Origin of the sequence: uncultured Anaerobiospirillum sp. (assembly GCF_902485895.1) — a bacterium.
Classification (GTDB): domain Bacteria; phylum Pseudomonadota; class Gammaproteobacteria; order Enterobacterales; family Succinivibrionaceae; genus Anaerobiospirillum; species Anaerobiospirillum succiniciproducens.
Genome location: NZ_CABTML010000028.1, coordinates 33,819 through 46,775 on the forward strand (window position 1 = coordinate 33,819; position 12,957 = coordinate 46,775).

The window sequence follows — 12,957 nt, forward strand, 5'->3', positions numbered from 1 at the left end:
GACGGCGATCAAAGCGATCATGACGCTCGCGACGCTCAAAGCGGTCATCGCGATCAAAACGATCACGACGGTCGAAGCGATCACGCTCTGGGCGTGGGTGACGATCGTGTTCAGAACGTGGGTGACGCTCGCGACGCTCGAAACGATCCTCACGATCAAAACGATCACGACGCTCAAAACGGTCACGCTCTGGACGAGGACGACGCTCTGGACGTGCAGGTGGCTCAGCAGTGTACTCACGTAGATCTAAACGACGACCGCAAACGATAGCATGAGCTAAGATTTCCATAGTCTCATTAGGCATGCCGCTTGGCAGATCTACAGTTGAGAAAGAGTCGAAGATAGAAATATCGCCGATAAACTTGCTCTCGAGATTTGCCTCATTAGCAATAGCACCAACAATCTGACCTGGCTTAACTGAGTCACGACGACCTACAGCTAAACGATAGCGCACCATCTTAAGCTCTGGGAAGTCACGTAATGGCAGAGGCTCTGCAGATGGACCGCCATGACGACGCTCACGTGGGCCACGCTCACCGTGCTCATCAAAGCTTCTCATCTTAGGCTCTGGAGCAGACTCATCTAAGAGTAAAGAGCCGTCACGCTGAGCAAGCTTAGCTAAAGCTGCAGCTAAGATTTCTGGCTCAATTGCATCATCAGTGAGTAAGTCAGAAATAACCTCTAAGTAATCCTCTAAACCACCTGCATCGATGGTCTCTAAGATCTGATTGCGGAAGTTCTCTAAACGACGCTTGTTAACATCGGCCACAGTAGGCATACGCATTGGCTCAATGCGCTGACGGGTAACACGCTCGATCTGACGCAGAGCACGACGCTCACGTGGGGAGACGAATAAGATAGCCTCACCGGTACGACCAGCACGGCCGGTACGGCCAATACGGTGTACATAAGACTCAGCATCGTATGGAATGTCATAGTTGAATACGTGGGTAATACGATCAACATCCAGACCACGAGCAGCCACGTCAGTTGCAATGATGATGTCTAAAGAGCCCTTCTTTAAGCGCTCAACAATCTTCTCACGCTGACGTTGAGGGATATCACCGTGTAAAGCTGCACAAGCTAAGCCACGGCCAGCAAGCTTGTTAGCCACATCTTCAGCATCGGTCTTAGTGCGCACAAATACCAGTACTGCCTCATATGGCTCAACCTCGAGCATACGAGTCATAGCATCGATCTTGTGAACACCAGATACTACCCAGTAACGCTGACGAACAGTAGTTGCTGTGGTGGTGTGAGACTCAATACGAACCTCCTCAGGGTCTACTAAGTGAGCCTTAGCAATACGACGGATTACAGGAGGCATGGTAGCTGAGAATAAGGCAGTCTGATGATCGCTTGGAACCTGATCTAAGATCCAATCAACATCATCAATAAAACCCATGCGCAGCATTTCGTCAGCTTCATCGATCACCACATAGCGCAGCTCGCTAAAGTCTAAGCGGCCCTTTTCAATGAGATCAATTAAACGACCTGGGGTAGCAACAACAACTTGTGCACCGTGACGCAGTGAGCGGATCTGGTTTTCATATGAAGCGCCACCATAAATTGGAGCAACACGGAAACCATCAATAAAGTGGGCAAAACGAGAGAATGACTCTGCAACCTGCAGAGCAAGCTCACGAGTAGGCTCTAAGATCAGCGCAAAGATATTCTTTTGACGCTTAGGTAACTTGGATAAAATTGGCAGAGCAAAAGCAGCAGTCTTACCTGTACCAGTCTGAGCCTGGCCGATCATGTCACGGCCATTCATAACTACAGGAATAGAGCGCAGCTGAATTGGAGTTGGCTGCTCAAAGCCTTCGTGCTTAATGGCCTTGAGTACTTCTTCGCTTAACTCAAGGCTATCAAAAGTGATGATTGGCTCTTCTTCATCTGAGATCTTAAAGGCAGAGTCCTCGTCAGTACTCTCAGTAGCATCTGCATCTACAGACTCGTTAGCTTCCTGAGCAGCTTCATCAGATAAGTCATCTTCAGAAACTGACTCATCATTTTGAGCATACTCATCGCTCTGAGTACCCTCATCGTAGTAATCATCTGCCTGAGCTGACTCATTTGAGTACTCATCTGACTCATCAGAGTCATACTCGGTGTCATACTCAGAGTCTTCTTGGCTTGTCTCCTCTTCATCATAAGAGGTATTGCCTAAAGCAGAAGCCCATGGCTGTGGGATGCTCTTAGAGCTAGGGGCTGCATTATCCTCATCCTCTAACTCTGTATATTCGTTGTCATCACCCTCGTCGCCATCAAGAAGTAATGAAGTATCAGCACCATTGGATACAGCTACAGCAGACTTGTGCTTAGTGTAAACCTTGATCTCTACATCACCGTCATGAGAATCAGTTTGCTCAACGGCTTCTTGATTTTCTGCGCCTTCAATTTCGCGGTCATCATCAACGAGATTATTGTGTAAATCAGACATGATTTTTACCCTTGAAAGTACGCAAGCACTAAACAAATAGCAGTACTAACGCACATCACATACCTAGATCTACCTCAATGAAGAGTAACTTAATGAATCTGGGAACACACTTGAAACTATCTAACAAGATAACAATAAGACAAACATTAAAGCTCACAACACTATGAACAGCATAAAGCTGCCAAATACCATGCGCAAACGAACCTACCGCGCTCATTCTGCGCTGCTTTAAAATTGCTTTTGATTTTAATGACCCGACTCTTACTTCCCACACCGAGGGTAGATTTTCACCAGCCTATTGCGTGCCCCCTAATCTTTTAAGAACCAAAAGGCTCTTTAAAACTCAATTGCACCAGCCAATAGGCCCAACTATCGAGCAGCTTACTTGCCATTAACGTTGTTTGGTTTGTAACTGCTATCTTCCCGAAAACTATCTAAATCACGTGCTTATTCTTGTGAAGCACTCACTATCGGAAAAGCGCACTTAAGCGCACATAATTGTGTGCTTGTATTATACATACAAGAAATCAAGATTTTAGCTTTTTGCAACATTTTTCTTACATCTGACCACAGATAGCGCCTCAAGCTCCATAAAATCAGGATTGTTTAGCCTTTTGCACTATATTGTTTAGTTTGCACCAAGGCTAAATGCAGCGCCAAACCATCACACTGCAGCAATGCTTAAGCTTTGAAGACATGGCAAAATGCAGCGCCAAACCATCACACTTCAGCCATGCTTAAGCTTTGAAGACATGGCAAAATGCAGCGCCAAACCATCACACTTCAGCCATGCTTAAGCTTTGAAGATATAGCAGAGCAATTAACAGATAAAAGTCCAAAGCACTATTAGCAAAAGACCAAATAGAGATCTTAGTTGGCACTCGTCATGGCAACATCGGAATCCTGGAAGTCATCTTCATAGAACTCACCGATCTCGTCAGACTCGCCACGACTGTAGAAAAGAGTACTAATGAGTGATTCAGCCTGTGCAGTAACCGCCACGCCTTTTACAAACTCAGCTCGCCAAGACTCCATACGGCCACGCTTAACTAAGTTTGATGCATATGTTGACAGACTATCGTAGTAGCTTAGCCACAATTCATTTAAGCGCTTTAAGGAACGTGCATCTTCACCTGATACCTCGGCTACGGTAGCAACAGTTTTTCTAAAGTCACTATCATAGCTATCGAAGTACTTATCCGCCTCGTAGGCACAGATATCACTGTCGCGACTAGAGATACACTTTCTAAGTAAGAAGTAGTCACCAAAGCCGTAGTTTTTGAACATGGAAAGCATGGTGATACCAATACCAGTTCTAATATGCTCACCTGTAGTGTATTGCTCGCTTTGATGATAGAACTTCGAGCTCGTCCAAGCTTTAGAAAAAGACTCCCAAGTGCTTAATACTTGTTGATAGTCTTCGTTTACATAGCCAATGCTGCGCAAATCAGAGGAAATGCCTCTAATGCAGTCATCGCTAGCGTAAAAGAACTCATCACCATCTGAACCTTCAAATATGGCGCACTTTTTCTCAAGCGGCTCATGGGTAGTAGTCTTGCCTTTGCTACCTTGTACAAAGGAGTACTCAGGACGCAGGTGTAATGAGTCTGGATATCCTGCTAAACGCCAAAAACGCATTAACATCTGACGATAGAGCACAGGTCGCAGTGCTTGGGCCTTTGAGATCGGCGGTAGCGCTAAAGAGAGATCTTGGTAGAACTGATTCCACGATCTTAAAGCCTCTTTAGCATTACGCTTTGGAGATACAAAACCGGTTAAACGGCGATTAAGCACCGATGAGTACTTGATGGTCTCAAGCTCATAGCGATTATCCATAGCGTAGATGAAGGTCGATGGATCATCACTTAACTTAAGAATGTCGTAATAGCTCTGAGGATACTGTGTAATCTTGGTATCACTAAACAAAGAGAATAAGGTCAAGTAATAATCATATTCATCAATAGTGATATCAGGGCTCTTAAAATCCATGCGAGCGGTATCTGACAAAACTGTATTCCACAGCATCAAATAACGCTGATATGGTCCAGTAGGATCTCTAAATAAGCTTGGTAAGAATGAAAGTGCATCCTTACCCTGCTCTTCATAAACAGTGTCCAGAGCATGCTTGCACTTGTCACTTAAGACAAATGACGGCATATCATCTTGCATATGTATGGTGCTAACTAAACCGTTGACCATATTGTCTACATGCCCAGCTCTCTTTACACCATTAGAACTTGCGCCTGCAGAATTAGCATTTGCAGAGTTAGCGCTTGTAGAACTAGCGCTTGCTGACTTGGCACTTGCGGAATTAGCACCTGCAGAACTAGCGCTTGTAGAGTTAGCGCTTGTAGAGTTGGCACCAGTGCTTGATGAGGTAGCAATTGAGGTAGTGGCATCTGAGCGGCGTGCGCTGCGGTTAACTGCGTTTAAATTTGAATGTGGATGCTTTAGGCACACACTGTCTACATCGATATAGCGTGCCTTAATCTCTGGGGCGCTAGGAACAATATCAGGATTCCAATTAGGATCTACCCAGCGGCGATCTGAATCACTTTGCTCTATAACGTTTAGACCGTTTTTCTTGGCCTGCTCAATGAGGCTTAGTCTATCTAGTGAGCTATCTGAAGAATGAAGATCTTTGTGGTTAAAGCCACCACGAGGCCAAAGAATGCCAGAGATGAGAGGGCGACTTATGGTGAAGTTTTGTTGCTCTTCTAAAATTGCACATGATTTAGCGATCTCGGATAGAACCACATTGGCTCTATCCATAGGAAATACTAACTCTTGTGGGATGCTCAGATACTTTGCATCATCCTCTTTGAAGCTCATGGTAAAGGTGGGACTATCAGGTAGTGTAATCAAAAATGATGTACCTACTTGAAACTCCATGGAGTTACCAATGATCTCAGCGTACACATTAGTAGAAGTGCCATCTACATTTAGCTTTACTGGAATTATTCCCGATGCCTTGTTGGTATTAGGAATAAGTACGCTCATTCGATATGGAGTAGGCTGATTTTGAGAGCACAGCACTACCTGTAGCTGAATCTTTTCTTGAGCGTTAACAAAAGCTGCTACTTCTGATCCACCGTGAGCATAATCAAGTCGTCCAGCTTCCCAGCTGTTTGCAGGCCAGGCGGACACAGCTGCAATTGCATGAGGGCTAATCAGTGCGCATGATAAAAGAGCAGCACCAATAGCACAGCCTTTTTTATAAGTCACAACGCTAGCTGCACAATGTGCAACTTGCGCTGCTAAATAGGCTGCCCATCTGCCGCGAACAAGTGTATTTAAGGACTTGTGTAAGCGCATCATAACAACTTAATTAACCGCTCTTTTCATTTAGCTAAGCATATTACAAGAAGGACTATCTCGTACACATAACATTATGCATCACGACAAATAGCCGTCACTTAGCAACATACGCAGAGCTTCATGCACCTAAGATACCAAGTACATGCTTTAATCAGAATAAGCGCTAAAATCGCATGAGATGCAGCATTTTGGAGCGCACTTATAAATCTAGAATGATTGTTTAAAATGCCTAGCAGGAGCAATCAACAACAATAAAGCGTTATTTGGTGGGAATATTGAAAGGAGCAGTTAGCAGCAATAAAGAGTTATTTTGAGGGAATATTGAGAGGAGCAGTTAACAGCAAGTTAACGCCAAGATTGCGACGCGAACAAAATAAGCTTAAATGTATTTAGAGCGCCGCAAGCTTTGGCAAGATAAATGGTCTTTGATTAATCTAGCTTGTTGAGTGAAGCTGCTAATGCTTGCAGAGTTACTTGCTTAGTCTTTGTGGCCTTAGCTCTGTCAAATGAAACTACGATGGAGTATAAAAGCTCACAGACATGGATTTGAGCAGCAATAGTTGCAGCACTATCACCTTGTAATGAGCCTTCTTCGTTACCATTGAAGATTACGTAGTCAGCATACTCAACGATCTTGCTCACTGGATTATTAGTCACAGCTACACACAGAGCACCAGTGGCCTTAGCAATTTTAAAAGCATGCACAGTCTCATAACTGCTACCACGCTGAGACACTGCAATAACAACATCACTAGGACCTAGCATGGCTAATGATGTATACATAAAGTGACTCATGAGCTCTGAGTTAGCATCAATACCAATACGGCAGAGTTTATTCTTTAAGAATAAGGCGCTCAGACTAGAGTTACCTACGCCAACGATAAAGACTTTACGTGCTTTAAACACAGCCTCAGCGACTTTATGGAGTACTTTCTCATCGATATTGTGAATGTTTTCACCAAGAGAACGCTGCATAGCTAACTTAAGTTTCTTAGCCATTACAACTGCGTCATCGCCATCAACAATGTTAGAGTCAAGAATCTGCTCTTCTTCTTGCTGACCTTTACCTGCGATCTCTTTGACGAGTTCTAATTGAAACTCTTTAAAGCCAGGGTATTTGAGTGTCTTGGCAAGACGCACTACTGTAGCCTCTCCTACTTCTGCAGCAGTAGCGATCTCGGTAATACTCTTTACGATGATCTCATCTGGGCTATTGAGGATATATGTAGTTAGACGTCGTAATGCTAATGGCAGATCATTTTCAATGGCTCTTAAAGTGATGAGGATCTTGCCACTTACGCAACTAGGGATATTAAGTTTGCCCATAATGTTGACCTTATTCATAACGCATTCGTCAACACATTAGCTAAGTATATGTTCTGAGCTTGTAATAATTAGTTATCAAGCTATCCCCATCTAATGACATGCATTTAGATAGGTTTTACAAACACATTCACTTCATGCTGAATGCTCTTACTTAGCTACTGTTATTGGTCTTAAAGGAAGTAAGATCAAATAGCTACTTGTACGTGCGGCCAATACTTAATCACAATGACAGATAAGACATCTGTACTTATAAAGCTCACACGACACCCACAAAACATCCTGTAACATCTTGAGTTTTAAGCAATATAGAAAATAGCAAAGTACAGCTAGCGCCTTTGCCATCAAAAAACAAACTCTACCTTTAAATCGCTCTGTGCATGGATATGTGCAAAGGAGCATGAGCTCGTGCCAAAAGTATATAAGTATCCTTATAGCCATGAATAAAAAGTGCATTTGACTTTAGTAAATATGCCACGGCTTAACTTATAACAGCACGCTTTTGCGAAGGTATAAGTGGATGAGTACAGTGTTATGGTAAAGAAGAATTGTAATGACCAAATGCAAGTAGGAGCTAAAAGCGTTGCTTATATAAAGAGTAACGAGCTGAAGCTTGCTATATGTGTGTATGAATTCTTATTTACGCTGAGACAAGCCATCTTAAAAACCAATAAAAGTTCTAACTAAGCCCATCTCATTGTTACTTGCAAGCTCTATATAGGCATTAACAGTTAAATCATCCATTAGTTGATAACTGGCCTGAACAGATAACACGAGAGCTTGTATAAAAGCAGTTTTAATCTCAAGACAATATCTTGAGATAACAAACTATCCGTATTCAGTATAGCAAAGTTGCACTAGAGTCTATATTTCTACACAGCACTATTTACTATAAAGATGCGAAAGAATTATCCTAAGTCTTCGCCATAATCTACATGTACAAAACTGCAAAAGTGGGGATGACATAACTCCACTTTCTACTAACCGTTTGCACATGGCTCTAAGGCAATACAAATGTAAAGTTGTACACAAAACATATCTGTAAATATGGAGAAAACTTTCATCTTTACATACATGTTAACTGCAAAACTTTTGCGACTCAATAATCAAAAGTGCAATTTTCATAAATGTGGAGGAAATTTTCAGAATTGTGGAGGAAATTTTCAGCAGCTTCACAATTTTAACTATGCCCAAAGCTGACCTTATAACCATCAGAGCATAACGATAAAAACGGCTTTTTGATACGGCAAAGGAAGTTCAATGGCTTGAGTTAGCGACAAGGGGCCTTATCCTTGCCTGTTACTCTGTCAATTGTTATACAAGCGTGGTTCGGCGAGTAAAAGTTCACCAATCCATATCTATGAAAAAACGGGTGAGCTTTACAAAATTAAACATCTTGCTTTACATAGATATGTAGACTTTTTATGGAATCAAGATGAAATAAGACCTCATCTGTACACTCAAAGGCTTTACACGGTAGCGTACAAGTTTTGTGTAAAACTCTGATCCAAATAGCATATATATGCGAATATTTTTCACTGCGTGATGTAGATCTCAATTTCATGAAGATCCATTTGTGAAAAAAAATTCTTTGTTTATCATTGAATGTGAAATTTTACTCCACATGAGTACTTTTGACGTAGCTTACACAAAGCCCACTTATCTATCCCAAACTTCTGGTCAATGTGCAAGATACTGAGGAAAGCTTAGTCGGAGTCAAAAAATTCTTTAGGAGTTATTGTTTATGTCTTTTAATTTGAAGCAATTAGCTGTTGCTGCAGCATTAGGTACCATGGTTTCCTCTTCAGCTTTCGCAGCTGCTCTTCCTGACACCCCAGTTCCATTCAAGTCTGGCGCTGGCGCAATGAACGATGGCGTTATCTACATTGGTTTAGGTACTGCTGGTCAGGACTGGTTCAAGCTCGACACCAAGGCTAAGTCACCTAAGTGGGAAGCTATCGCTAAGTTCCCTGAGGCTGCTCGTGATCAGGCTCAAGCCGTTGCTTTAAACGGAAAGATCTACGTGCTCGGTGGTGTAGGTAAGATCAAGTCTGACCTTACCTCAGTATCAAACGAAGTTTTTGAATACGATCCAAAGAAGAACACCTGGACCAAGGTATTAACCCGTTCCCCAATCGGTCTGACTGGCCACACTGTTGTAACTAACGACGGCAAGACTGCTTTAGTTGTTGGTTCCGTAAACAAGGAAATCTTTGACGGTTTCTTCTATGACCTGTCAGTTGCTGCTAAGGATCCTGCTCTTAACGCTAAGGTTAACAAGGATTACATCAGCAAGCCAGTTGAGGACTACCTCTTCAACAACACCGTTTTACAGTACAACCCAGCTGAGAATCAGTGGTACGTATTAGGCGATCTGCCAAGCTTCGGTACCGCAGGTTCTGCAGTAGCTGTTGATCCTAAGGACAAGAGCGTAATGGTTGTATCCGGTGAGAAGAAGCCTGGTTTACGTACTGCAAACAACACCAAGTTCACCTTAGACGGCCGCACCATGAAGGCTGAAAGAGCCCCTGACTTAGTCCCAGCTGCTGGTGACAAGGTTCAAGAGGGTGTTGCTGGTGCATTTGCTGGTTACTCCAACGGTACTTTAGTTGTTGTTGGTGGCGCTAACTTCCCAGGCGCAACTGAGAACTACGCTAAGGGCAAGTTCTTCTCTCACGAAGGCTGCACCAAGACTTGGCGTGACGACATCTACACCTTTGCTGACGGCAAGTGGAGCTATGCAGGCGATTTAGCTACTCCATTAGCTTACGGCGTAACCATTCAGAACGGCGACGAAATCATCTTAATCGGTGGTGAGACCTCCGGTGGCGTTGCTACCTCTGATGTTATTACCGTATCCGTAAAGGACGGCAAGGTAGTTACCGAATAATTCTGTTTTCTTTAATGAGCTGTAAAGCTCGCCAAAGTCAGGCTCATTTTTCTGTTTAGAGCCTGACTTAATCCTTAAACGTTTAGGACTTAATATGCGCTTATCTAAAATTGCTTTAGGTTTAGGTTTTGCCTTAGCCGCTGCTACTGTTGCTAACACTGCTTCTGCTGCAAAGTTCACCATCGACTACCGTCATGAGCTCCGCAGCGAGTACTCCGAGAACTTCGATCGTATCTGCTTAATCGGTGCTTTCGAGAACGGCGTTGGCTTCTATGTTGATTCTTCTTTCAAGTCTGGCTCTGAGCGTCCAGGCAACCCAGAGTACGAAGAGGGTCAGTGGGGCGACTTCGTAACTAACGCTACTGAGATGTCCTTATGGTGGGGCTACAAGGTTGCTGGTACTGGCTTTACCATCACCCCAGGTATCATCACTGAGTCTGTAAGCAACCAGACCGCTTACAAGCCATACTTACGTTTACAGTACAACACTGACTTCGGTTTATGGTTTGCTGTTCGTCCACGTTACGACTATGCACGTAACGACGACACCAAAGGTGATTTCCACACCTACCGTATTGATGCATGGGTTGGCTACAACCATGGCAACTTCGGCATCAACTACAACTACACCTACATGAAGGCTGCTTCAAGCGATAAGAACAACGGTCGTGGCCCTATGTTCGACAACGACTGGAACAACTACGAGCAGAACATCGCTATGAACTACCGTATGGGTCAGTGGAATCCATACATCGAGTTCGGTGATATGGCTGTATCTGGCACCACTGACGACCGTCAGCTCCGTGTTCGTGCTGGTATCCAGTACACCTTCTAAGATTACTTCAGAAGACTACTTCTCCTTTTTTAGGGATAAACACAACACACCAAAGCGATGTTTAAAGCTTACTAATTTAGATATCGCTTTAACCTGCAGGAGCAATCCTGCAGGGCTTAGAGTGGTTAAAAACATGTTCACCCGTATCGCAAAGATACACCGATCCCCTGGTGAACATCTTTTTAACTGTTCAAAGACACTGAAGCAGCTGAGCTTTTAGTGCAAGTACATGGAAATCCATTCTTGTTTACTTTGAGCGCTGGCAGTGACAGTTAAGACTACATATCAAGGACTTAAAGCGAAGGTCCTTTGCGTACTTAAAGCGAATGTCAGTACGCTAGAAATCTGAGGTTTAATCATGCTTTTCGAACAATTCAAGAACAAACTCATCATTTCTTGTCAAGCTTTACCAGACGAGCCTCTGCACAGCCCATTCATCATGGGTCGTATGGCTCTTGCTGCAAAGCAGGTCGGAGCTGTTGCCATCAGATGCCAGTCAGTAGATGACATTGTTGAGATTAAGAAAGTTACTGGTCTTCCAGTTATCGGCTTAATCAAGCAGAACTACGACGATTCAGATATTTACATCACCCCAACTAAGGACGAAGTTCAGGCTCTGTTAGACATTGGCTGTGAGGTTATCGCCTTAGACGCAACTTTACGTAAGCGCCCACACGACGAGAAGCTTGAAGATCTCGTTAAGATGATTCGTGACGGCGGCGCATTAAGCCTTGCTGACATCTCCAGCTACGAAGAGGGTATCAACGCAGAGAAGATTGGCTTTGACGCTATCTCCACTACTCTCTCAGGCTACACCCCATACACTCCTAAGTTAGTCGGCCCAGATTTAGGCTTGGTTGCTCGCTTAGTTGCTGATACTAAGATTCCAGTTTTTGCAGAAGGTCGTATCAATACTCCAGATGACCTGCGCAGAGCTTACGAAGTTGGTGCTTACGGCGCTATCGTTGGTTCAGCTATCACTCGCCCACAGGTTGTTGGCAAGTGGTTCATCGATGCACTTCCTGCAGGCTAAAACGAACTACACTTACGCGCCCAAGGCCGTTTAGCTAGATAAGCTAGCAACAAGATAATGTGAAGGCCTAAGCGCGAATTTATCCAGTTTCTGCTGTAAGTGGCTCTCAGAGCAGGCTTACACAAGAATTTAACATTCGGAGAATCTAAAATGGCATTCAAGAAGATTGGCGGTATCTACTCTGCTCTCTTAACCTCTTTCGACAAGAACGGCGACATCAACGAGAAGGGCATTCGTCAGTTAGTTCGTCACAACATCGACGTTTGCAAGGTTGACGGTTTATATGTTGGCGGTTCTACTGGTGAGAACTTCTTACTGAGCACCGCTGAGAAAGAGCAGATCTTCAAGATCGTTAAGGACGAGGCCAAGGATCAGTGCCAGTTAATCGCTCAGGTTGGCTCTTTAAACATTAAGGAGTCTGTTGAGCTCGCTAAGCTGGCTACCGACTTAGGCTACGACTCTTTATCTGCCGTAACTCCTTTCTACTACAAGTTCTCTTTCAACGAGATCAAGGACTACTACAACACCATTACCAAGGATGTTGACAATCAGATGGTTGTTTACTTCATTCCTTTCTTAACTGGTGTAAACATCTCTGTAGATCAGTTCAAGGAGCTCTTCGAGAACGAGAAGATCACTGGTGTTAAGTTCACCGCTGGCGACTTCTACTTATTAGAGCGTTTCCGCAAGGCATTCCCAGATAAGGTTCTCTTCGCTGGCTTCGACGAGATGATGTTACCTGCTACTGTTTTAGGTGTTGACGGTGCTATCGGTTCTACCTTCAACTTAAACGGCGTACGTGCTCGTGAGATCTTCGAGTCCGCACGTTCTGGCAACATCGCTAAGGCTTTAGAAGTTCAGCACGTAACCAACGACTTCATCTCTGACGTATTAGCTAACGGCTTATACGGCACCTTAAAGATTGGTCTCCAGGAGGCTGGTGTTGAGGCTGGCTACTGCCGTAAGCCAATGGGCGACTACTCTGATGAGATGATTGCTCGCGCTAAGGAAATCTACCACAAGTATTTCTAAGCGAATAAAAGAGTAAGCGCAGGCAAGTCTATTGCCATGATGGGGTAGCTTCGGATAGCTAACACAAGCTTTCTTTCCTGCCC

At 43.9% G+C, this 12,957-nt stretch carries 6 protein-coding genes and 1 pseudogene; 4 read left to right on the plus strand and 3 right to left on the minus strand.

The genetic code is table 11. The features are described 5' to 3' along the window. Positions 1-55: 55 nt before the first annotated feature. From RDO37_RS02645 to RDO37_RS02655, 3 genes and pseudogenes are all read right to left on the minus strand, one after another. Positions 56-1,903 (minus strand): annotated as a pseudogene (locus RDO37_RS02645) (DEAD/DEAH box helicase); the annotation flags it as partial. A gap of 1,410 nt (positions 1,904-3,313) precedes the next feature. Further along, positions 3,314-5,668, minus strand: a complete 2,355-nt coding sequence (locus tag RDO37_RS02650; RefSeq protein ID WP_308498011.1) for a hypothetical protein — start codon at positions 5,666-5,668, stop codon at positions 3,314-3,316. Between the two features lie 522 nt (positions 5,669-6,190). Then, a complete protein-coding gene (locus RDO37_RS02655; protein ID WP_308498012.1) occupies positions 6,191-7,105 on the minus strand; it encodes a MurR/RpiR family transcriptional regulator in 915 nt (304 codons plus the stop codon). A 1,723-nt stretch (positions 7,106-8,828) separates the two neighbouring features. Between RDO37_RS02655 and RDO37_RS02660 the strand changes: the two genes are divergently transcribed. The 4 genes from RDO37_RS02660 to RDO37_RS02675 all read left to right on the plus strand — a co-directional run bounded on the left by RDO37_RS02660 (position 8,829) and on the right by RDO37_RS02675 (position 12,874). Further along, complete coding sequence (locus tag RDO37_RS02660; protein WP_281710788.1) at positions 8,829-9,974, plus strand: N-acetylneuraminate epimerase; 1,146 nt, start codon at positions 8,829-8,831, stop codon at positions 9,972-9,974. Between the two features lie 94 nt (positions 9,975-10,068). After that, complete coding sequence (locus RDO37_RS02665) at positions 10,069-10,809, plus strand: oligogalacturonate-specific porin KdgM family protein (RefSeq protein WP_308498013.1); 741 nt, start codon at positions 10,069-10,071, stop codon at positions 10,807-10,809. Between the two features lie 358 nt (positions 10,810-11,167). After that, a complete protein-coding gene (locus RDO37_RS02670; protein ID WP_044121173.1) occupies positions 11,168-11,842 on the plus strand; it encodes an N-acetylmannosamine-6-phosphate 2-epimerase in 675 nt (224 codons plus the stop codon). 150 nt (positions 11,843-11,992) lie between these two features. Beyond that, entirely contained in the window at positions 11,993-12,874 is an 882-nt protein-coding gene (locus RDO37_RS02675; protein WP_027938876.1) for an N-acetylneuraminate lyase, read from the plus strand. Positions 12,875-12,957: the final 83 nt, after the last annotated feature.

Coding starts and splice junctions, on each gene's coding strand:
- RDO37_RS02675 (WP_027938876.1), top strand. CDS start 11,993: ATGGCATTCAAGAAGATTGGCGGTATCTACTCTGCTCTCTTAACCTCT.
- RDO37_RS02655 (WP_308498012.1), bottom strand. CDS start 7,105: ATGAATAAGGTCAACATTATGGGCAAACTTAATATCCCTAGTTGCGTA.
- RDO37_RS02670 (WP_044121173.1), top strand. CDS start 11,168: ATGCTTTTCGAACAATTCAAGAACAAACTCATCATTTCTTGTCAAGCT.
- RDO37_RS02665 (WP_308498013.1), top strand. CDS start 10,069: ATGCGCTTATCTAAAATTGCTTTAGGTTTAGGTTTTGCCTTAGCCGCT.
- RDO37_RS02660 (WP_281710788.1), top strand. CDS start 8,829: ATGTCTTTTAATTTGAAGCAATTAGCTGTTGCTGCAGCATTAGGTACC.